This is a genomic window from Agromyces sp. NPDC056523, from assembly GCF_042794545.1.
In the GTDB taxonomy this organism is placed as follows: Bacteria; Actinomycetota; Actinomycetes; order Actinomycetales; family Microbacteriaceae; genus Agromyces.
Genome location: NZ_JBHTTM010000002.1, coordinates 118,688 through 140,780, shown reverse-complemented (window position 1 = coordinate 140,780; position 22,093 = coordinate 118,688). Strand labels below are relative to the sequence as shown.

Genomic DNA, 22,093 nt, shown 5'->3' with positions numbered 1-22,093 from the left:
CCCGCGATCCGGGCGCGACCTTCCAAGGAGCCAGCATCATGTCCGACGCACCACCTCCCACGCCCCCCACCCCGCCGCCCGGGGGAACCACGCCTCCGCCGCCCGGCGGCACCACGCCTCCGCCGCCGCCCGGCGGTCCGACCCCGCCTCCGCCGCCCGCGGGCGACCCCGGATACCAGCAGGGCTACCAGCAGAACGTGGCGATGAGCCCGCAGGACCAGCGTCTGTGGGCGACGTTGATCCACGTCGGCGGCATCTTCTTCTCGTTCGTCCCGGCGCTCGTCGGCTACCTGGTCCTGAAGGACCGGGGCAACTTCGTCCGCGAGCACTCGGCGACCGCGCTGAACTTCCAGATCACGATGCTCATCGCCAACATCGTCGCCGGCATCCTGTGGGTGCTGATCATCGGCATCTTCCTGTCGATCGCCATCTGGGTCGTGACGATCGTGTTCAGCATCATCGCGGCCGTGAAGGCCAACCAGGGTCAGCCCTACACCTACCCGCTGACGATCAAGTTCGTCAGCTAGCCGTCAACAGCCGTCGCACGACGGCGTCAGCGAGCAACCGCCCTCGTCGCGTCAGCGTCAGCCGACCGGCGAGGGCGGTTGCCGCATCCACGAGGCCGTCGGCAATGAGGCCGGCGACCGCGTGCCGGCCCCCGGCACCGAGCGTGGCCACTTCGATGCCCTCCCGGATGCGCGTCGCCAGCAGCACCCGCTCGGTCTCGCGAGCGGCGCCGTCGAGCGTCTCCCGGCCGACCGCCGGAGAGATCCCGGCGGCGAGGCGGTCCGCGTACGCCGCGGGGTGCTTGGCGTTCCACCACCGCACGCCGCCGACGTGGCTGTGCGCGCCCGGGCCGACGCCCCACCAGTCGTCGCCGCGCCAGTAGCCGAGGTTGTGGCCCGAGCGGTGCGAGGCATCCGTCGCCCAGTTCGACACCTCGTACCATCCGTAGCCCGCGGCGGCGAGCAGGTCGTCGGCCAGCTCGTACATGTCGGCCGAGAGGTCGTCGTCGGGGGTCGCGAGCTCGCCACGGCGGATCTGCCGTGCGAGCTTGGTGCCGTCCTCGACGATGAGCGCATAGGCGCTGACGTGATCGGGCCGCTCGGCGATGACCGCATCGACGCTCCGACGCCAGTCGTCGAGCGACTCCCCCGGCGTGCCGTAGATGAGGTCGAGGCTGACGTCGAGCCCTGCGTCGCGGGCCCAGCGCACCACCAGGGGCACGCGCGCCGGATCGTGCGTGCGATCGAGCGTGGCGAGCACGTGCGGCACGGCGGACTGCATGCCGAACGAGACGCGCGTGAACCCGCCGTCGGCAAGGCGCCTGAGGTCGTCGGCGTCGACCGAGTCGGGGTTGGCCTCGGTGGTCACCTCGGCGCCGGCGGCGATGCCGAACTCGTGGCGGATCGCGTCGAGCGTCCGCACGAGGTCGGCGGCCGGCAGCAGCGTCGGCGTCCCGCCGCCGAAGAACACCGTGTCGGCGGGGCGGTCGGGAGCGCCGGATGCCTCGAGCACGCCGCGCGCGAAGCGGAGCTCGGCGATCGCCTGGTCGGCGTACTGCGCCTGCGACGTGCCGCGCACCTCGCCGGCGGTGTAGGTGTTGAAGTCGCAGTAGCCGCAGCGGACGCGGCAGAACGGCACGTGCACGTAGACGCCGAACGCGCGCCCGGCGGCGGCGGTCGCCGCGACGGCGGGCAGGAGCCCGTCGGCGGGCGCCGGGTCGGCGAGGGGAAGCGCTCCCGCCATCGTCAGGCGTACGCGGGATGCAGCGCCCGCAGCTCGCGCGTGGTCAGCTCGCGACGACGGCGGCGGGTCCGCGGTGAGAACATCCGCCGGATGCCGCCGCGCGGCTCGAGCACCGACCTGATGGTCAGCCACACGGTGTCGTCGTCACGATGTTCGAGGATGAACGACTCCTCGCCGCTCTCGGGCGCGTCACCGGTCGTGCCGTACGCGAAGCCCACGCGCTCTGGCTCGTCGACGACGTAGACGACGAGCACCGGGATGCCGCGCGCGCGGCGTCGCCCGCGCGGCTTGAGCGTCGCCGTCATGCCCGCGCCGACGTAGGGGGTGCCGTCGGGGCCGTACCGCTGCTCGACCCGAGCGGCCGGCTGGTCGGCCAGCGGCGCCCCGTCGGGGCCGTAGGTGATGCCGGTGTACTGCGCCCCCGTTCCCGGCGCCGCGTCGACGATCTCGAAGCCGGCGCCCTTCTGGACGCCCCAGGTCATGAGCTCCTCGGCGGCGCGGTCGAACCGATCCCTGCCGGACCCGAGCTTCACGGAGTCCTCAGCGGGCCGGAATCCGGCGGGCGGGTAGCGCAGCAGGTCGGGGTCGAGTGTGGCGCCGATCGCGCCGTACGTGACGGACTGGTCGGTGAAGGTGCTCCGGCGAGTCATCCGTCGATTCTACGGAACGGCCCTGACCGAGTCGGACCGCCTACTTCTTGGCGTCCTTCTTCTCGGTCTCGCCCGAGAGCGCGGCGATGAACGCCTCCTGGGGCACCTCGACCCGGCCGACCATCTTCATGCGCTTCTTGCCCTCCTTCTGCTTCTCGAGGAGCTTGCGCTTGCGGGTGATGTCGCCGCCGTAGCACTTGGCGAGCACGTCCTTGCGCATCGCGCGGATCGACTCGCGGGCGATGATGCGCGCGCCGATCGCGGCCTGGATCGGCACCTCGAACTGCTGGCGCGGGATGAGCTCGCGCAGGCGCCCGGTCATGAGCACGCCGTAGGCGTACGCCTTGTCGCGGTGCACGATGGCGCTGAACGCGTCGACCTGCTCGCCCTGGAGCAGGATGTCGACCTTCACGAGGTCGGCGGCCTGCTCGCCCGAGGGCTCGTAGTCGAGGCTGGCGTACCCGGCCGTCTTGGACTTCAGCTGGTCGAAGAAGTCGAACACGATCTCGCCGAGCGGCATGTTGTAGCGGATCTCGACGCGGTCCTCGCCGAGGTACTCCATGCCGAGGAGGCTGCCGCGACGCGACTGGCAGAGCTCCATGATGGTGCCGACGTAGTCCTTCGGCGCGAGGATGGCCGCCCTGACCATGGGCTCACGGACCTCGGCGATCTTGCCACCCGTCGGGAACTCGCTCGGGTTCGTCACGGTGACGGTCTTCTTGTCCTCCGTCGTCACCTCGTAGACCACCGACGGCGCCGTGTTGATGATGTCGAGCCCGAACTCGCGTCGCAGGCGCTCGGTCACGATCTCGAGGTGCAGGAGCCCGAGGAACCCGGCGCGGAAGCCGAAGCCGAGGGCGACCGACGTCTCGGGCTCGTAGACGAGCGCGGCATCCGACAGCTTGAGCTTGTCGAGCGCCTCGCGGAGCTCGGGGTAATCGCTGCCGTCGATCGGGTAGAGCCCCGAGAAGACCATGGGCAGCGGCTCGGTGTAGCCGGCGAGCGCCTCGGCGGCGGGCTTGACCGCCGTCGTCACGGTGTCGCCGACCTTCGACTGGCGCACGTCCTTCACGCCGGTGATGAGGTAGCCGACCTCGCCGACGCCGAGGCCCTTCGTGGGCGTGGGCTCGGGCGCGCTCACGCCGATCTCGAGGATCTCGTGGGTCGCCTTCGTCGACATCATCTGGATGCGCTCGCGCGGGTTGAGCTTGCCGTCGACCATCCGCACGTAGGTGACGACGCCGCGGTAGCTGTCGTACACGGAGTCGAAGATCATCGCGCGGGCCGGGGCATCCGCATTGCCGACGGGCGCCGGGATGCGGTCGACGACGCGGTCGAGCAGGTCTTCGACGCCCATGCCGGTCTTGCCCGAGACGCGCAGCACGTCGTCGGGCGAGCCGCCGATGAGGTCGGCGAGCTCCTTCGCGTACTTCTCCGGTTCGGCCGCGGGCAGGTCGATCTTGTTGAGCACGGGGATGATCTCGAGGTCGTTCTCGAGCGCGAGGTAGAGGTTCGCGAGCGTCTGCGCCTCGATGCCCTGCGCCGCGTCGACGAGCAGGATCGCGCCCTCGCACGCCGCGAGCGAGCGCGAGACCTCGTAGCTGAAGTCGACGTGCCCAGGAGTGTCGATCATGTTCAGCGCGTACGACGTGTCGGCGAGCTGCCACGGCATGCGCACGGCCTGGCTCTTGATGGTGATGCCGCGCTCGCGCTCGATGTCCATGCGATCGAGGTACTGCGCCCGCATGTCGCGGTCGGCCACGACGCCCGTGATCTGGAGCATGCGGTCGGCGAGGGTCGACTTGCCGTGGTCGATGTGCGCGATGATGCAGAAGTTGCGGATCAGCGCGGGGTCGGTGGCGGCGGGCACCGGCGGGTTGGCGGCTCTCGGAGACATCCCGACGATTCTCCCATGCGCCCGATCACACTTTCGACGGATGCCGCGGAAGGGGCCGGTCACTAGGCTGAATCGCACCATGACCGTGCTCGATGCCCCCCTCGTCGGACGGGTGCAGCCATCGGCGCTGCGGCCCGTCTTCACCTCGCTGCGCGTCGGCCTCCACGTCCTCGTCGTCGGCCTCACGGTCTTCGTGGCCGCGCGGGCGGTCGTCGTCGGCAGTGAGGACCTGGTCGCCATCGCGATCCTGTCGATCGCGTTCCTCGGCACGTACGCGGTCGGCATCGTCACCGCGCACCAGGTGATCACGCCGTGGATGCGCGCCGGCTGGCTCGTGATGCTGCTCGGCCTCTGGCTCGGGCTCAGTGCGCTGACACCCGATGCCGCGTTCCTCGCGTTCCCGCTGTTCTTCATCGAGCTGCACGTCCTCCCGGCGCGCTGGAGCGTGCCGCTCGTCGCGGTGACGTTCGTCCTGAGCGTCTGGGGCTCGACGTCCCACCTCGGCTTCGAGGTCGGCAGCGTGCTCGGCCCCCTGATCTCCGCGGGCGTCGCGGTCATCATCGGCCTCGGGTACCGCGCCATGGCCGTGGAGTCGCGCGAGCGCCAGGCGCTCATCCTCGACCTGCTCGCCACGCGCGAGGAGCTCGCTGCCGCGAGCCGCGAAGCCGGCACGCTCGCCGAGCGCGAGCGCATCGCGCGCGAGATCCACGACACCGTCGCCCAGGGGCTCTCGTCGATCCAGATGCTGCTGCACGCGGCCGAGCGCGACGTCGCCGACGAGGCGACGCGCGACAAGCTGCGGCTTGCTCGCGAGACGGCCGCCGACAACCTCCAGGAGACGCGTCGGTTCATCCGGGAGCTCACGCCGCCGGCGCTCGACGAGCGCACGCTGCCCGCCGCCCTCCGCCGGCTCGCCGACGCCACGAACGAGCAGTCGGCGCAGGCGGGCTCCCGCACCCGCGTGTCGTTCTCGATGAGCGGCGAGCCCGTCGCACTCCCGATGTCGATCGAGGCGACGCTGCTGCGGATCGCGCAGGGCTCGCTCTCGAACGTCGTCAAGCACGCCGATGCGGCGCGTGCCGAGCTGACGTTGAGCTACCTCGGCGACGAGGTCGCGCTCGACGTCGTCGACGACGGCGTGGGCTTCGATCCCGCCACGCTCGAGGGCGAGCGCGCCGGCGAGCCGTCGTTCGGGCTCCGGGCGATTCGCCAGCGCGCGGAGAACCTCGGCGGCACCGCCGACGTCGAGTCCAGGCCCGGCGGCGGCACGGCGCTGTCGGTGCGGATCCCGGCGGTGGCCGCGTGATCCGGCTCCTGCTGAGCGACGATCACCCCGTCGTCCGGGCCGGCATGCGCGCCCTCCTCGAGGCCGAGCCCGACCTCGAGGTCACGGGCGAGGCGGCGTCCGCCGAGGAGGCCGTGCAGCTCGCCGCGGCACCGGGCATCGACCTCGTGCTCATGGACCTGCAGTTCCCGGGCTCACTGCAGGGCGTCGAGGCCACGCGCCGCATCAGGTCCCTGCCCGACTCGCCGCGCGTGCTCGTGCTGACGAACTACGACACCGACGCCGACATCCTCGGCGCGATCGAGGCAGGGGCGAGCGGCTACCTGCTCAAGGACGCCCCACCCGGCGAGCTCGTCGCCGCGATCCGCGCCGCGGCCGCCGGCGAGTCGGCACTCGCTCCCGCGGTCGCATCGCGCCTCGACGAATCGCAGCGCAGCGCCGACCAGCGGCTCACGGTGCGGGAGGCCGAGGTGCTGCAGCTCGTCGCGGCCGGCAGCACGAACCGCGAGATCGGGCAGGCCCTGTTCCTCAGCGAGGCGACCGTGAAGTCGCACCTCGTGCACATCTTCACCAAGCTCGGCGTCGGCTCCCGCACCGCGGCGGTGGCGAGGGCGCGCGAGCTCGGCGCCATCAGGGCGGGCTGACGGATGCCGCGGGCCCGCGTCATCCTCGTGCACGGCATCCGCACGTCCGCCACCATGTGGCGGGGGCAGGTCGCGCGCCTCGAGCGGCACGACCTCGAGGTCGTCCCCGTCGACCTGCCCGGGCACGGCGGCCGGATCGACGAGGAGTTCACGCTCGAGGCCGCCATGCGCGCGATCGACGAGGCGATCGGCACGCCTGCCGACGGCGACGACCTGGTGCCGCGACTGCTCGTCGGACTGAGCCTCGGCGGCTACGTCACGATCGAGTACGCGGCGCGGCATCCGCATCGGATCGACGGGCTCATCGCGGCATCGTGCGGCACACGGCCGCGCGGCGCGGCGCTTCGCGGGTACCTCGCGATCGCGGCGGCGATCCGGCGGCTCCCCGACCGCGGCCGCGGACTCAACGACGCCATGGCCCGGCTGTTCCTCTCCCCTGCCGCGGTCGACGACGTGCTCGCCGGCGGGGTCGCACTCGAGGTCATGCAGCCCGCGATCTCCGCCGTGGCCGAGCTCGACATCGAACGGTCGATCGCGGCGATCGACGTGCCGATCTGGTTCGTCAACGGGCGCTACGACCACTTCCGCCTCGAGGAACAGCGCATCGTCCGCGCCGCCCGCGATGGACACCTCGTGCTCATCGACGGCGCCACCCACCTGGTCAGCCTCGTGCGGCCGGACGACTTCGCCGCGGCGGTGCTCGGCGTGGTCGCCGAGCTCGAGGTGCGCGCCGTTCGTCGCGGCCGAGCGGAAGCGCGGCGGGGCCTCCGCCGCATTGGTGCCGCCCGGTCGTAGCTGGTATCGTTGCCTGTTGGCTTGCGTGTGGGTCCCACCCCGCACGATTCGCCGCGACGGCCCCTCTACCGATTGCGGCACTCATCCGGTACCCGCAGAACACACGAAAGACGAACCACGTGGCAAACATCAAGTCGCAGATCAAGCGCATCCGCACCAACCGCAAGGCCGAGGAGCGCAACAAGGCCGTCAAGAGCGAGCTGAAGACGGTCGTCCGCGCCGCGCGCGAGGCCGCCGCCGCCGGCGACAAGGAGAAGGCGACCGCCGCCCTCCGCGTCGCGACGCGCAAGCTCGACAAGGCCGTGAGCAAGGGCGTCATCCACCGCAACCAGGCCGCGAACCGCAAGTCGGCCATCGCGAAGCAGGTCGCCGCGCTCTGATCCGAGCCGTTCGTTCGAAGGCCCCCACCGTTCGGTGCGGGGCCTTCGTCGTTTCCGGCCGGAGCTCGGACCGTCGAAGGCCCTGCGATTCCGAGCCCAATGCGGAGGTCGTCAGGCCTCGACGCGGCCGCGCGCCGCGATGACCCCGATGAGCCGCTCGAGCGCGAACACCGGGTCGCGCTCGGCGCCCTTGACCGCGGCGTCGGCGGCGGCCAGCGCCTGGATCGCGGAACCCAGGCCCTCGTCGGTCCAGCCGATCAGGTCGCGTCGGGCCCGGTCGACCTGCCAGGGCGCGAGGCCGAGCGAGCCGGCGGCCGCGCCGCGCGCACCCGCGACCTTGGCCATCGTGCGCACCTTCATGGCGAACGCCGCGACCATGGGAACGGGATCTGCGCCCGAGTCGAGCGCGTGGCGCAGTGCGATCAGCGCCTCGCCGTGCCGGCCGGCGATCGCCGCGTCGGCGACCTCGAACGCCGTCGTCTCGACGCGACCGCCGTAGTACCGGGCGACCGTCGCCTCATCGACGTCGCCGGGGACGTCGGCGATGAGCTGCCGGCACGCCGCGGCCAGTTCGCCGAGGTCGTCGCTGAAGGCGCCCACGAGCGCGCGCAGGGCCGCCGGGGCGATGCGCCGGCCGGCGAGCCGGAACTCGTCGGCGGCGAAGTCCTGCTTCTCGGGGTCCCTGCGCAGTTCGGCGCAGACGACCTCGATGCCCCTGCCCTCGCCCGCGCGGATGGCGTCGAGGAGCTTCTTGCCGCGCACGCCGGACCGATGGCGCAGGACGACGGTGGTCCCGTCTGCGGGATCGGCGAGGTAGTCGAGGGCATCGGCGAGGAACTCGTCGCTCGCCTTCTCGACACCGCTGACCCGGATGAGCCGGGGCTCGCCGAAGAGCGACGGGCTCGCGAGGGTCAATAGCGTGCCGCGCGCATACCCGTCGGCCTCGAGATCGCTGACCTCGAGCGAGGGGTCCTCGCTGCGCAGTGCATCGCGCAGCATGGTCGCGGCTCGCTCGGCGAGCACGTCTTCGGGGCCGGAGACGAGCACGATCGGCGCAGCTCGCACGGCCTTCCACGAGAGCTGCGGAATCGCGACCTTCGCCTTCGCCGTGCCACCGCGTGCCGCCACGTGTCTCCCTTCGCCTGCGCCGTGGTGCAGGGCCCGCACCAGTCTACGGAGCCCCGGTGACACCGAGCGCGGGATCCCCCCGCTCCGACCAGAGCGCGAAGCGGCCGGAGTCGACGACGAGCGCGCCCGCTCCCGAGCGGTCGCTGCGGACCACCACGGTGCCGGTCTCGGCGAGGATCCCGAGCAGGCTCGGCGTCGGGTGGCCGTAGCCGTTGGCCTCCCCGACACCGATCAGCCCGACCGGCGCCGCGAGCTCGCGGTAGAGCTCCGGATCCTGGTCGGCGCTGCCGTGGTGGGCGACCTTCACCATGTCGGCACGTCCGAGCTCATGGGCGTGCCGCATCGCCGCCTGCGCGTCGGCACCGAGGTCGCCGAGGAACACGGCGCGGTAGTCGGGCGCGACGAGATCGAGCACGACGCTCGCGTCGTTCCCGGGTTCGGCTCGGGCCGGCGGCCAGAGGATGCGCCACCGCGCGTCGCCGAGCCCGCCGGTCGCGCCGTCGCCGACCTGCACGAGTTCGGCGCCGCCGCGCTCGAGCGGCTCGAGTGCCCGGTCCGATCGCCCGCCGTCAAGCGGGCCGTGGAGGACGACGTCGACGCGGCCCGCGATCGCGGCGACTCCGCCGGCGTGGTCGGCATCCCAGTGCGTGATGATCGCCAGGTCGAGGCGGTCCACCGCCGCGAGCGAGAGGCATGACGCGAGGCGTGCGGGGTCGGGTCCGGTGTCGACGAGCAGGGTGGCTCCGCCGTCGCGCACCAGCACGGCATCGCCCTGGCCCACGTCGCACTGCAGGATGCTCCACCCGTCGGGCAGCGTGGCCTGAGCCAGGACCGGTCGGCCCGCGGCGACTCCGATCGGCACGGCGAGGGAGACGCAGAGCACGACCGCGGCGGCCGCACGCAACGACCGCGACCACCGGCCCGGCTCGGATCGCGCGGCGAGGAGCACGCCCGCGGCGATGGACGCCGCGCACAGGACGGCCCCGACGGCATCGGGCAGCCACGGCACCGCCCGGAACGGCATGGACTCGACGCCGCCCGCGAGGAGCGCGATCCATGCCGCAGGCAGCCAGGCCAGCTGGAGTGCGGCGAACCCGGCCGAGGGCAGCACTGGCAGCAGGAGGCAGCCGGCGAGTCCGGCCATCGTCGCGATCGGTGCCGCAGGGGCCGCGAGGAGGTTGGCGGGCACGCCGTAGACGGGCACGACGGGGTCCAGCAGGACGAGCACCGGCTGGCACGCGAGCTGCGCCGCGAGCGGGACGGCGAGGACCAGGGCGAGCGGGCGCGGCATCCACCGCCCCAGCAGCTTCGCGAGTGGTCCGGACCCGAGCACGAGTCCCGCGGTGGCGCAGACCGAGAGCGCGAACCCGTAGTCTCGCGCGTACCAGGGGTCGACGACGAGCAGCGCGATGGTCGCGAGCCCCAAGGCGGGTGCGCCACCACCAGTCCGACCCGTGGCGCACGCGACCAGCACGACCACCGCCATCGCGGCGGCGCGGACCACGCTGGACTCGGGCGTGACGAGCGCCACGAAGCCTCCGAGGGCCGCCAGTGCGACGATCACGCGGACCGAACGGCGCAGCCGCATCGCGCCCGCGGCCCAGAATGCCAGCGCCGTCACGAGGGCGCAGTTCGCTCCGGAGACGGCGGTGAGGTGAGTCAGCGACGCGCTCGCCATCGCGTCCTCGAGTCCGGGCTCGAGTCGTGACGTGTCGCCGATGGCGAGTCCCGGGACCAGCGCGCCGCCGTCGCCGCCGAGGCGCTCGGCGCCGTCGGCGAGCCCTAAGCGCAGCGGATGCGTCCAGGCGATGAATGCCGGAGCGGGGTGGATCGCCGAGACGTCGGACGCCCGTACGCGGAACGCCGCCCGCTCGGAGCCTGCGAGCTCGGCGACCCGTCCGACGAGCTCGAGGCGCGACCCGAAACCGAGATGCCCGGACGGCGGATCACGGTCGGGCATCGAGACCTCGAGCGACAGCGGCGGCGCCGCACGGCCGTCGACGGTCATCAGCGTGGCGCGGACGCGCACGGAGCCCTCCCCGCCCCACGGTGACGCGGGCGCCGGCCGAGGCGAGGAATCGAGGCGCACGGCGAGGTCGACCGGCTCTCGGGTCGCCGCCGCCTCGAGCAGCGGGCTCGATTGGCGGGCGGACAGCGCGGCGCCCGCCGTGGTCGCCGACAGCGCGGCGCACACCACGGCCACGAGGAGCGGCGCAGCGAAGGCCGCGAGCGTCGTCAGGCGGCGGGCGGGCGCATCCGCGCGCATCCGAGCACGCCGAGCGCCGAGCACGCCCGCTGCCAGGCTCCCGACCGCAAGCGCAGCGAGCGCCCAGCACGCCGCCGGCACGATCCAGGCCGGCGCCGAGACATCCGCGGCACCGGTCGCAAGCCAGGCTGCCGCCCATGCGGCGACCGCCGGTCCCAGCAGCCGCAGGTCGTGGACGCGCACCATCTCAGAGGCTCACGAGATCGACCAGGCCGGAGTACACCGCGTCGCCGATGCCGGTGACCTCGAGCAGTTGCGACACGTCGGTGAACGGCCCGTTCGCCTCGCGCCAGTCGATGATGCGCTGCGCGAGCGCCGGACCGATCCGCGGGAGCGTGTCGAGCGCCGCGACGTCGGCGCTGTTGAGGCTCACACGGCCGCCGGCGCCGCCCGCGGCCGGCGCGCCGCCGGCGCCCGCGCCCGTGCCGCCCGAGGCGCTCGCGGGCGGCGGCACCTCGCCGACCTTCGGCACGACGAGCTGCTCGCCGTCGACCAGGGCGCGGGCGAGGTTCACCCCTCCGGGATCGGCCTCGGCCGTGAGCCCGCCCGCCGCCGCGACGGCGTCGACCACGCGCGACCCCGGTGCCAGCTCGACGATGCCCGGCTCGGCGACCGCGCCGAGGACGTGCACGAGGAGGATGTCGGCGGCACCCTCCGTCGTGGTCGTGCCCGAAGCCGGCGCGCCGCCTGCGGCGACGTCGCCCGTCCCGTCGACGGATGCCGCGGGGACGACCTCACCCTGCGCTCCGCCGCCCCCACCGACGAACGAGGCGATCGCCGACACGGCAACGGCGACGACGAACAGCGCGACCGCCGCACCGACGGCGATGCGGGCGCGCGGGCGCGCCCGGCTGCCGTCGAGCGCGGACAGCGGATCGGCGGCGGGCTCGGGCATGGCCCGACGCTACGGCGGCGACGGTCGCCGTTCGACGCGCGCCAGGCACCGCGTGAGCGGCCGGCCGGGGCAACGCGCTGTGGAGGACCGGTCAGCCCCGCGTCGCGATGTTCACGATCTTGGGCGCGCGAACGATCACGTTGACGATCTCGCGCTCGCCGACCGAGCGGGCCACGGCGGCCGAGGCACGCGCGAGCGCCTCGAGCTCGTCGGCGCCGATCTTCGGCGACACCTCGAGCCGGTCGCGCACCTTGCCGTCGACCTGCACGATCGCGGTCACCGACTCCTCGACGAGCAGGGCGCGGTCGGCCTTGCGCCACACGACGTTCGCGACGGTCGGCTCGTAACCGAGCCGCTGCCACATGTCCTCCGCGGTGAACGGCGCGAACAGGTCGAGGATCATGGCCGTCACCTCGGCCGCCTCGCGGACCGCCGCGTCGCCCGCGCCGGGACCCGAGTCGATCGCCTTCCGGGTCGCGTTCACGAGCTCCATCAGGCGGGCCACGATGACGTTGAACTTGAACGCCTCGGCGAGCCCGGGCGCGTCGGCGAGCAGCCGGTGCGTCACGCGTCGGAGCGCGGGATCGCCTGTCTTCCACTCGACGTCGGGGCTCGAGGCGACCTCGCCCGAGATGCGCCACGCGCGAGCGAGGAACTTCGCGGCACCAACGGGCGAGACATCCGCCCAGTCGACGTCGTCTTCAGGCGGGCCGGCGAACGCCATCGTGACCCGCAGCGCGTCGGCGCCGTGCGCCGACAGCTCGGACGCGAACTCGACGAGGTTGCCCTTCGACTTCGACATCTTCGCGCCGTCCATGATGACCATGCCCTGGTTGAGCAGCGAGGTGAACGGCTCGGTGAAGCCCAGATAGCCGAGGTCGAACAGCACCTTGGTGAAGAACCGCGCGTAGAGCAGGTGCAGGATGGCGTGCTCGACGCCCCCGACGTACTGGTCGACGGGCAGCCACTTCTCGGCCTCGGCGGGGTCGAAGGCACGCGTGTCGTCGTTCGGGTCGAGGTAGCGCAGGAAGTACCACGAGCTGTCGACGAAGGTGTCCATGGTGTCGGAGTCGCGGCGCGCGTCGCCGCCGCAGTTCGGGCATGCGACGCGCGACCACGTCTCGGCCGCGCCGAGGGGGCTCGCACCCTTGGGGCTCAGGTCGAGCCCCGCGGCATCCGGCAGGCGCACCGGCAGGTCGGCCTCGGGCACCGCGACCTCGCCGCACTCGTCGCAGTGGATGATCGGGATGGGCGTGCCCCAGTAGCGCTGCCGGGAGATCAGCCAGTCGCGCAGGCGGTAGTTCTTCGCCGCGCGCCCGACGCCGCGCTCTTCGAGCAGCTCGATGGCGCGCCGGATGGCGTTGGACTTGCTGAGCCCGTTCAGCGGCCCGGAGTTCATGAGCCGGCCGTCGCCGGCGAGGGCGACGCCCGTGCTCGCGGGGTCGAGCTCGGGCAGGTCTTCCAGCGGCAGCGGCACACCCTCGTCGTCGACCGGGATGACGGGGATCACGCCGGTGACGGGCGCGTTCGTGTCGACGACGACGCGCACGGGCAGCTCGAAGGCACGCGCGAAGTCGAGGTCGCGCTGGTCGTGCGCGGGCACGGCCATGATGGCGCCGTGGCCGTAGTCGGCCAGCACGTAGTCGGCCGCCCAGATCGGCAGCCGCTCGCCGTTCAGCGGGTTCGTCGCGTAGCGCTCGAGGAACACGCCCGTCTTGGGCCGCTCGGTCGAGAGCCGCTCGATCTCGCTTTCGGAGCGCACGGACTCGAGGTACTGCTCGAAGCGCCCCCGCACGTCGTCGGAGGCACCGGCCGCGAGCTCGGCCGCCAGCTCGGAGTCGGGGGCCACGACCATGAACGTCGCGCCGTACAGCGTGTCGGGACGCGTCGTGAACACCGAGACGGGCTCATCACGGCCCTCGATCGCGAAGTCGACGTCGGCACCCGTCGAGCGGCCGATCCAGTTGCGCTGCATGGTGAGCACCTTCGAGGGCCACTTGCCCTCGAGCTGGTTCAGGTCGTCGAGCAGGCGGTCGGCGTAGTCGGTGACGCGGAAGTACCACTGCGTCAGCGCCTTCTTCGTGACCACGGCGCCGCAGCGCTCGCAGTGGCCGTCGATGACCTGCTCGTTGGCGAGCACCGTCTGGTCGACCGGGCACCAGTTGACGAGGCCTGCCTTGCGGTACGCGATGCCCTTCTCGTAGAGCTTCAGGAACAGCCACTGGTTCCACTTGTAGTACTCGGGATCGCTCGTGTGGAGCTCGCGGCTCCAGTCGAACGACGGCGCGTACTGCTTGAACGAGCGCTTCTGCTGCTCGATGTTCGCGTACGTCCACTCCTGCGGGTCGGCGCCGCGCTTGATCGCGGCGTTCTCGGCGGGCAGGCCGAACGAGTCCCAGCCGATGGGGTGCAGCACGTCGAAGCCCTGGTGGCGCCAGTAGCGCGCGGCCGCATCGCCGAAGCCGAACGCCTCGGCGTGGCCCATGTGCAGGTCGCCGGACGGGTACGGGAACATGTCGAGGATGTACTTGCGCGGACGCGTGTCGCCGGGCCGGGCCGCGCGGAACGGCGCGAGCTCCTCCCACACCGGAAGCCACTTCGCCTGGATCGCGGCGAAGTCGTACGTGCCGGTGTCGGCGGCCTGCGGGGTGTCCTGCTCGTATGCCACGTGACTCTCAATCGTGAAGCGCGGGGGGCCTGGGCGCATGCCCGGAAGCGGGCGCGCGGAGGCGACGCCCGGGTGACAAGCCTATTCGATCGGCCGAGGCGGCCGGTGGCCGTTCGCGTCGGGCGCAGCGGGGTCCTCCGCACGCGGGGAGCCGGGCGCGCCGGGCACCTCGCCACCCAGCACGGCGATGAGCGCACGGGCCTTCACCCGGGTCTCCTCGACCTCATCGTCGGGGTCGGACAGGGCCGTGATGCCGCCACCGGTGCCGATCGACGCCCCGGACGGGGTGAGCAGTATGGATCGGATCACCATGGCCAGGTCCGCCGTGCCGTCCACTCCGAGGCATCCGAACGCGCCCGAGTAGACGCCGCGCGGGCCGTGCTCGAGCCCGTGCAGGATCGTCATGGCCGAGAGCTTGGGCGCGCCAGTCATCGATCCGGCCGGGAACGCCGACCGCACGGCGTCCAGGGCGGTGAGCGGATGGCGCAGCCGCGCGGTGACCGTCGAGACGAGCTGGTGCACGTGGGGGTACTCCTCCACTTCGAGCAGGCTCGGCACCTGGACGCTGCCCACCTCGGCGATGCGGCCGAGGTCGTTGCGCATGAGGTCGACGATCATCAGGTTCTCGGCGCGTTCCTTCTCGCTCGCGCTGAGCTCGGCGCGGAGCGCGAGGTCGGTCGCGGGGTCGTCGGATCGCGGCCGGGTCCCCTTCATGGGCTTGGTCGCGACGGTGCCGTCGCGCTCGACGAGCAGGAACTGCTCGGGTGAGGCGCTGAGCAGGGCGACGTCGTCGATCCGGACGAAGCCGCCGTGGTGGCTCGGGCTCGATCGACGCAGCCGCAGGTACGCCGCGACCGGGTCGGGCGAGGCGTCGACCTCCACGCGGTTGGTGAGGCAGAGCTGGTAGGCGTCGCCGCGCACGATCGCGGCGCGGCACTCCGCGATCATGCGGCGGTACGCGGCGGCGTCGTGTCGCCACCGGGTGGTCGCCGGTGTCGCGGCGACGGATGTCGCAGCACCGCGCTCCTGCTCCGGCGACGCCGAGGCGGCGGTATCCGTGTCGATCGCGGCGATCGCGGACTCCGTCGCGCGCACCCATTCGCGGATGGCTGCCGCGTCGCCGTCGTCCTCGATCCACTCGAGCCGAACGACTCGCGCGTCGTGCTCGAACACGACCACCCGATCGGCGAGGAAGAACGCGACCGCCGGCCCTTCCGCTTCGGCGATCGGCACACCGAGCGTGCGGGCGCCGAACTCGTATCCGAACCAGCCGTGCCAGCCGACGGCGGCACGACCCGCGGGATCGAGTTCCTCGCCGAGTTCGACCGGGCCGAGCTCGGAGCCCAGCCGGGCATACACGTCGTCGGCGTCGTCGGAGTCCGACGCGAGCACGAGCGGTGCGTCGTCGGCTGCCACCGCGATCACGCTGCGACCGTCGCGGGCGTCGTGTCCCCCGTCGAGCCAGGCCACGCGGCGAGCGTCCGCCGCGAGGGCGAGGAACACCGACTCGGGGTCGCGCCACTCGGACAGCGTGAGGCTCCGGACGCGTCGCGGCATCCCCTCAGGATACGGGCGCTCGCACCCCGGCCCACCCGGACGCGGATCGGGGCCGCCGCGTGAGCGACGACCCCGATCGATGCGCGTCGGTGTCAGCGGATGGCCTTGTGGCCCTTGAACTCCGGCGTGAACTGGCCGACCGCATTGCCCTTGCCCGTTCCGTTGACCGCGGAGGTCGTCTCGGCGAAGACGAGGGTCGAGTGCGCGACCGCGTCGGACATGAGGCCGAGCGTCTCGTCGTCGACGTTGGCCAACGTGTCGCACGCCGCGTGATAGCACGGGTCGTACGCCACCCCAGCGGTGCCGCCGAAGATGGCCGCCTGCTCGGCCGACTTGATCCCCTCGGCGCCCGTGAACAGGCCGCCCGCCGGGATGCCCGCCTCGATGAAGCCGAAGTAGTCGCTGCGGCCGTCGAAGTCGGTCGGCTCGGTGGGCTCGCCCTCCGAGTCGAAGAAGTCCTCGAAGACGCCCTCGATCGTGCCAGAGCCGTTCGGGCCCGCCACGCCGAGTGCGTCGCCGTCGCCGTCGTAGATGAAGTTCACCGCGTTGACCGAGCCGATCATGTCGAAGTTCAGGTTCAGGGCGGTGCCCTTCAGCTCCTTCTTCGTCAGCTGCGACACGTAATAGCTCGAGCCGATGAGGCCGTCCTCCTCGCCGCTCCAGAACGCGAAGCGCACGCGGTTCTCGGGCTCGATGCCGAGCTCGGACATCTGGATCGCGGTCTCGAGGATCGCTGCCGTGCCCGAGCCGTTGTCGTTGATGCCGGGACCCTCAGCCACCGAGTCGAGGTGGCCGCCGACGACGACGGTGCGGTCGGCACGGCCGCTGGTGTCGGCCCAGATGTTCTCGGTGGTGACCGATTCGACGGTGATCTGGACGCTGAGGTTCATCTCCAGTCCGGGCGTGTTCACCCACTCCTCGCCGAGCGCGAACGGCGCGCTGACCACCGGGAGGTTCTCGTCGATGATCGAGCCCAGCGTGCCGCCGAACAACCCGAGCCGGTCGTCGCCGGGCACGACGTTGCCCTGGTTGAAGATGATCACGCCGCTGGCCTCTGCGGCGAGGGCGTTCGCGGCCTTCACCGCGAAGTCGCACGAGCCGCGCTGGATGAGCGCGATGTTCCCGGCCGGGAAACCCGTGAAGTCATCGGCCTCGCAGCCGCTCGTCGACGCGCGGTCGCCCACGAGGTTGACGTCGACGGCCGTCACGGGCGCCGAGACGTTCCCGCCGCCGGTGAAGTCCATGGGGAAGTAGTCGATGCCCAGCGTGTACTGCACGTCGGGGTCGGGCGACGTGCGCGAGAGCGACGTCCCTGTGAAGTTCGTCCGCTCGTAGGTGAACTCCTGGCGAGTGGTCGTGTAGCCCGCGCCTTCGAGCTGGCTCTCGACGTACTCGAGCGACGCCTCGTGCCCCGACGTTCCCGCTGCGCGGTTGCCGCCGTTGGCGGTGGCGATCGCCTGGAACTCCTCGAGGTGCTCCTTCACGCCGTCGACGGTGACGGCGTCCTGCAGATCGGAGGTGTCGGTGACGACCGAGGCATTGGCGGGGCCGACGATCGCGAGCGTCGCACAGACCGCGGCCGACGCTGCGACGGCGCCGGCACGGAGGGTGTTTCGGGTTCGGTGATTCACAGGTGCTCCTTCGTACTGGAGGGAGGTGCTCGGCACACGTCGAACGGCGCGCGCCGTTGACCGTGACCGTAGCGCACGTGAGGGGGCCTCGGGAAGACTTCGCGCTCACGGCGCACGATGGGTGCGTCGTGCGCGCGATTCCGCGCGTCGCGCGCGTGCCCGCCGTCAGGATCCAGGGCGTGCCGGCGCCATGGGGGCGTCGGCCTCGAGCCGGAGCCGGCGATCGACGAGGTCCTCCGGCGCGCCGGTGTGGGAGATGAGGATCACGGACCGGTCCCGACCGGCCGCCGCCATCAGGTCGCGGAGCAGCGCCTCCGACCGCTCGGGGTCGACGCTCGCCGTGGGCTCGTCGAGCACGAGGACCGGGAAGTCGGCGAGCATCGCGCGGGCGAGCGCGATCCGCTGCGCCTGCCCGCCCGAGACGAGCGCGCCGCGCTCTCCGGCTGGCGCGTCGAGCCCGCCGCGCCGCTCCACCCATTCGCGCAGCCCGACCCGGGACAGCACGTCCAAGAGCTCCTCGTCGGTCGCGGTGTCGCGGGCGAACAGCAGGTTCTGGCGCACGTCCTCGTCGAAGAGCCACGGGCGCTGCTCCACGAGGCCGACGACGCGGCGGATCTCCCGCGGGTGCCGATCGTGCGCCTCCCGTCCACCGACGAGGTACGAGCCGTCGTACTCGAGGAATCGGACGAGCACGTGCGCGAGCGTCGTCTTGCCCGATCCCGACGGGCCCTCGACGAGCAGTCGCTCACCGGGCGCCACGTCCAGGTCGACGCCGTCGAGGGCGACGGGGGCGGATGTCGCAGCGCCCGCGTGCACGACCGCAGGCCAGCTCGCCCGGACGCCGCGCAGCCGGATCGCCGGCACGGAATCGTCGGCGTCCTCGGCGATCGCCGTCGCGGTCGCGGCGTCGAATGGAGCCGGGATCGCGGGCGGCACCCGCTCGGGCACGGCGTCGGCCACCCGGTGCGCACTCGCACGCACGACCCGCAGCGACCCGATCGCGACCGGCACGGCGGCGGCCACCTCTGCGATCGCGAGCGGCACGAGGCACAGCACCGCGAAGGTCGGCCCGTCGATCCGCCCGCCCTCGAGCAGCGGCTGCGCTGCGCTGAGGCTCGCCGCGGCAGCGACCGCCCCCACCGCGCTCATGGCCCCGGCGGCCAGTCCGACCGCGGATGCCCGCGCGCGGGTCGCGCGCTCGAGTCGCGCGCCGAGCCGGCGGATCCGGGCACGGCCGGCCTCGGCGGCGTCGAACGCGACGAGCACGTCGAGGGCCTGGACGTGCTCGACGATGGCGGCCTGCACGTCGCCGCGCAGGGGCGCGATCCGGGCGTCGGCCCGCGCCGCGAGCACGACCTGCGCCAGTGCGGCGAGCGCGGTGCCGACCACGAGGCAGGTGCCGACGGCGAGCGCCGATGTCGGAGCGAGCCACGCCAGCCCGGCGATCGCCGCGACCAGCACGATGGTCGCGCTCGCGATCGGCTGCACGATCCGCAGCGAGACATCCTGGAGGTCGTCGACGTCGCCGACGAACCGCGCGAGCAGGTCGCCGCGCCGGGACGCCGCGAGGCCGTCGGGTGCGAGCGGCAGCATCCGCTCGAACACGCCTGAGCGGATGCGCGCGAGCTGGCGGAAGGCGGCATCGTGCCCGGCGAGCCGCTCCAGATACCGGAAGGCGGCGCGACCCAGGGCGAACGCACGCACGCCGACGACCGCGACCTGGAGGTAGAGGACGGGCGGCTGCTCCGCGGCCCGGGCGATGAGCCACGCGCTGGCACCGAGCAAGGCGACGCTCGAGAGCCCGGCGAGCACGCCCAGCACGACCGAGGGAATCAGCGACCGGGCCGGCGGCACGGCGTCCCGGAGCACCGATCGTGAGCGATCAGACATGCGCGTCCTCCATGATCGGCACGATGCGGTCGGCGGCCTGCGCGAGTCCGCCGCGGTGCGTGGTGACCAGCACGGCTCGTCGCTCCTCGCGCGCGAACTCCCGCAGCGCCCGCCCGAGCGCGGCCTCGCGCTCGGCGTCGAGCGCGGACGTGGGCTCGTCGAGCAGCACGACGCCCGCGCCGGTCGCGAGGGATCGGTGGATGGCGCGGGCGACGGCGACGCGCTGCGCCTGGCCTCCGGAAAGTCCTGCTCCGCCCGGGCCGAGCGACAGCTCGGCCGGCACGTCGACGCCGGCAACGGCCAGGGCGCGTTCGAGGACTGCAGGCACTGCGTCGGGACATCCGAGCCGCACGTTCTCGGCCACCGTCCCCTCGAGCAGCTGGGGCGACTGGCCCGACCACGCCACCGCTCGGCGAGTCGCGTCGCCGGCCGACTCACCGTCGATGCGGAGTTCGCCTTCGGCTTCGGCGAACCCGAGCAGCGCGGCGAGGACCGAGCTCTTTCCCGACCCGCTCGGGCCCGTGAGCGCGACCAGCTCGCCCGGCGCGACGTCGAGGTCCATTCCCTCGACGACCGGCGTGCCGTCGCGGAGCACGCGAAGGTCCCGAGCGCGCACCCCCGCGACATCCGGCTCGCTCGTGGTCTTCGGCCGGTCGGATGGCGCGACCGCCGCAGCGTCGTCCCCACCACCATCGAGCACGTCGAGCGCATCGCGCGACGCCTCGAGGCCCGCCGTCGACGCGTGGAACGCCGCACCGACGTTGCGGATCGGCAGGAACACCTCGGGCGCGAGGATGAGGACGAACAGCCCCGGCGCGAACGACATCTCGCCGGCGACGAGCCGGAGCCCGATCGAGACGGCGACGAGCGCCACCGAGAGGCTCGCCGCGAGCTCCAGCGTGAAGCCGGACAGGAACGTGACGCGGAGCACCTTCATCGTGCTCGACCGGTACTGGTCGGTGACGGCCCGGATGCGGCCGACCTGCCGCTCGGCACGCCCGAACACCATGAGCGTGGAGAGCCCGCCGAGCACCTCGAGGAAGCCGCGGGAGAGCGCCTGGAGGCGCTGCCACTGCGTGCGCTGCACGACCTCGGTGGCCATGCCGATCAGCGCCATGAACACCGGGATGAGCGGCAGCACGAGGACGACGATCAGCCCCGAGAGCCAGTCCGCCGTCCATGCCGCGGCGACGAGCACGGGCGTGGCGACGGCCGTCAGCAGCAGCTGCGGCACGTACCGCCCGAAGTACTCGTCGAGCGCGTCGAGGCCCGAGCCGAGCAGCGTCGCGGCGCGCGCCGTCGTGATCGACCGGGCACGACGGCGATCCTCGAGCGTGGCGAGCACGTCCTCGCGCAGCTCGGACTTGACCCGCATGGCACCGGCGGAGCCGATCCACTCCCAGGTCCAACCGGCCAGCGCGCGAATGCTCGCGGCGACGAGCAGCACGGCGACGATCGCGCCGGCACCGCCGGGCACCGCGTCGAGCGCGCCGCCGCCCTCGATTAGGCCGACCACGAGCGTCGCGAGCGACCAGGCGAACGCGACGATCGCGCCCGCCTGGAGCAGCGCGAGCATCGCACCGGCCGCGAGGAAGCCCCGCGCGGCACGCGACCGGCGGAGCAGCCTCGGATCGAGGGGGCGCACGTCAGTGCACGACGGCGGCGTCGATGGTCTGCCGCGTGACGCGCTTGCGGAAGACCCAGTACGTCCACCCCTGGTAGGCGAGGATGAGCGGCAGGAAGATCAGCGCCGTCCAGCTCATGACCGTCAGGGTGTAGGGCGTGCTCGACGCGTTCGCGATGGTGAGGCTGTTGGCCGGGTCGTTCGAAGCCGGCATGACGTCGGGGAACAGCGCCGCGAAGAGCGCGAACACTGCCGCGCCGATCGTCACGGCCATCAGTGCGAACGCCGTGCGCTCCGCGCCGCGCCCGTTGGCGAGCCATCCGCCGATGAGGGCGACGGCGGCGACCGCGGCGAGGCCCCAGAACCACGCGGTGCCGTGCGCGAACCCGGTCCACACGAGGAACGTCGCCGCCACGACGATCGTCAGCACGCCGGAGCGAGCGGCGAGGCGCCGGGCGCGCTCGCGGATCTCGCCGTCGGTCTTCAGCGCGGCGAACACGACGCCGTGCGTGAAGAACAGCAGCAGGGTCGTGAGCCCGCCGAGCAGGGCGTACGGGTTGAGCAGGTCGAACAGCGTGCCGATGTAGTTGTGGTCCGCGTCCAGCGGCACGCACTGCACGATGTTCGCGAACGCGACGCCCCAGAGCAGCGCGGGCACCGCCGATCCGATGATGATCATCCAATCGAAGCGTCGCTTCCACTCGGCCTCGGGCCGCTGGTGCCGGTACTCGAACGAGACACCGCGCGCGATGAGCGCGACGAGGATGAGCAGCAGCGCCAGGTAGAACCCCGAGAACAGCGTGGCGTACCACTCGGGGAACGCGGCGAAGAGCGAGGCGCCGGCCACGATGACCCACGTCTCGTTGAGGTCCCACACCGGGCCGATCGTATTGATGAGCACGCGCCGGTCGGTGTCGTCCTTCGCGAGGAAGGGCAGCGACATCCCGACGCCGAAGTCGAACCCGTCGAGGACGAAGTAGCCGACGAACAGGAACGCGACGATCCAGAACCAGAGCACTGCGAGATCCATGTCG

Annotated in this window: 17 protein-coding genes; 5 read left to right on the top strand and 12 right to left on the bottom strand. The window is 72.5% G+C overall.

Going from position 1 to position 22,093, the window contains the following annotated elements:
* The first annotated feature begins 38 nt into the window (after positions 1 to 38).
* On the top strand, positions 39 to 527 hold the full coding sequence (locus ACFQ58_RS07620; protein ID WP_376950479.1) for a DUF4870 domain-containing protein: 489 nt from the start codon (positions 39 to 41) through the stop codon (positions 525 to 527).
* On the opposite strand, the gene hemW is transcribed toward ACFQ58_RS07620, so the two are convergent.
* The 3 genes from hemW to lepA are packed head-to-tail and all read right to left on the bottom strand — an operon-like array spanning position 520 to position 4,296.
* On the bottom strand, positions 520 to 1,749 hold the full coding sequence (gene hemW, locus ACFQ58_RS07615) for a radical SAM family heme chaperone HemW (RefSeq protein ID WP_376950478.1): 1,230 nt from the start codon (positions 1,747 to 1,749) through the stop codon (positions 520 to 522). The genes ACFQ58_RS07620 and hemW overlap by 8 nt on opposite strands.
* A 2-nt stretch (positions 1,750 to 1,751) precedes the next feature.
* Positions 1,752 to 2,399 (bottom strand): DUF1990 family protein, encoded by a 648-nt coding sequence (locus ACFQ58_RS07610; RefSeq protein WP_376950477.1) that lies wholly within the window; start codon positions 2,397 to 2,399, stop codon positions 1,752 to 1,754.
* A 40-nt stretch (positions 2,400 to 2,439) separates the two neighbouring features.
* Entirely contained in the window at positions 2,440 to 4,296 is a 1,857-nt protein-coding gene (lepA, locus tag ACFQ58_RS07605) for a translation elongation factor 4 (protein ID WP_376950476.1), read from the bottom strand.
* A 79-nt stretch (positions 4,297 to 4,375) separates the two neighbouring features.
* On the opposite strand from lepA, the gene ACFQ58_RS07600 reads away from it, so the two are divergent.
* The 4 genes from ACFQ58_RS07600 (at position 4,376) to rpsT (ending at position 7,400) form a co-directional block, all read left to right on the top strand.
* On the top strand, positions 4,376 to 5,602 hold the full coding sequence (locus tag ACFQ58_RS07600; RefSeq protein WP_376950475.1) for a sensor histidine kinase: 1,227 nt from the start codon (positions 4,376 to 4,378) through the stop codon (positions 5,600 to 5,602).
* Entirely contained in the window at positions 5,599 to 6,225 is a 627-nt protein-coding gene (locus ACFQ58_RS07595) for a response regulator (protein ID WP_376950474.1), read from the top strand. Before ACFQ58_RS07600 ends, ACFQ58_RS07595 begins: the two co-directional genes overlap by 4 nt.
* Before the next feature lie 3 nt (positions 6,226 to 6,228).
* Positions 6,229 to 7,020, top strand: a complete 792-nt coding sequence (locus ACFQ58_RS07590) for an alpha/beta fold hydrolase (protein WP_376950473.1) — start codon at positions 6,229 to 6,231, stop codon at positions 7,018 to 7,020.
* A 119-nt stretch (positions 7,021 to 7,139) separates the two neighbouring features.
* Positions 7,140 to 7,400 carry a 30S ribosomal protein S20 gene (gene rpsT / locus ACFQ58_RS07585; RefSeq protein ID WP_376950472.1) on the top strand — a complete coding sequence of 87 codons (261 nt, stop codon included), beginning with the start codon at positions 7,140 to 7,142 and terminating at the stop codon, positions 7,398 to 7,400.
* A gap of 111 nt (positions 7,401 to 7,511) precedes the next feature.
* Here the strand turns inward: rpsT and holA are convergent, their stop codons facing one another.
* From holA to cydB, 9 genes are all read right to left on the bottom strand, one after another.
* On the bottom strand, positions 7,512 to 8,528 hold the full coding sequence (gene holA / locus ACFQ58_RS07580) for a DNA polymerase III subunit delta (protein WP_376950471.1): 1,017 nt from the start codon (positions 8,526 to 8,528) through the stop codon (positions 7,512 to 7,514).
* A 43-nt stretch (positions 8,529 to 8,571) separates the two neighbouring features.
* A complete protein-coding gene (locus ACFQ58_RS07575) occupies positions 8,572 to 10,980 on the bottom strand; it encodes a ComEC/Rec2 family competence protein (protein WP_376950470.1) in 2,409 nt (802 codons plus the stop codon).
* A 1-nt stretch (position 10,981) separates the two neighbouring features.
* A complete protein-coding gene (locus ACFQ58_RS07570) occupies positions 10,982 to 11,689 on the bottom strand; it encodes a helix-hairpin-helix domain-containing protein (RefSeq protein WP_376950469.1) in 708 nt (235 codons plus the stop codon).
* Positions 11,690 to 11,780: 91 nt separating this feature from the next.
* Positions 11,781 to 14,357 (bottom strand): leucine--tRNA ligase, encoded by a 2,577-nt coding sequence (gene leuS, locus ACFQ58_RS07565; RefSeq protein ID WP_376950468.1) that lies wholly within the window; start codon positions 14,355 to 14,357, stop codon positions 11,781 to 11,783.
* An 81-nt stretch (positions 14,358 to 14,438) separates the two neighbouring features.
* Positions 14,439 to 15,914: an aminodeoxychorismate synthase component I gene (gene pabB, locus ACFQ58_RS07560; protein WP_376950467.1), complete on the bottom strand. Its 1,476-nt coding sequence runs from the start codon at positions 15,912 to 15,914 to the stop codon at positions 14,439 to 14,441.
* Between the two features lie 92 nt (positions 15,915 to 16,006).
* Positions 16,007 to 17,545: a M20/M25/M40 family metallo-hydrolase gene (locus tag ACFQ58_RS07555; RefSeq protein WP_376950466.1), complete on the bottom strand. Its 1,539-nt coding sequence runs from the start codon at positions 17,543 to 17,545 to the stop codon at positions 16,007 to 16,009.
* 165 nt (positions 17,546 to 17,710) lie between these two features.
* Positions 17,711 to 19,435 carry a thiol reductant ABC exporter subunit CydC gene (gene cydC / locus ACFQ58_RS07550; RefSeq protein WP_376950465.1) on the bottom strand — a complete coding sequence of 575 codons (1,725 nt, stop codon included), beginning with the start codon at positions 19,433 to 19,435 and terminating at the stop codon, positions 17,711 to 17,713.
* The gene (gene cydD / locus ACFQ58_RS07545) at positions 19,428 to 21,080 is read right to left on the bottom strand and encodes a thiol reductant ABC exporter subunit CydD (protein ID WP_376950464.1); all 1,653 of its coding nucleotides are present in this window, start codon (positions 21,078 to 21,080) and stop codon (positions 19,428 to 19,430) included. Before cydD ends, cydC begins: the two co-directional genes overlap by 8 nt.
* A gap of 1 nt (position 21,081) precedes the next feature.
* On the bottom strand, positions 21,082 to 22,089 hold the full coding sequence (gene cydB / locus ACFQ58_RS07540) for a cytochrome d ubiquinol oxidase subunit II (RefSeq protein ID WP_376950463.1): 1,008 nt from the start codon (positions 22,087 to 22,089) through the stop codon (positions 21,082 to 21,084).
* Positions 22,090 to 22,093: the final 4 nt, after the last annotated feature.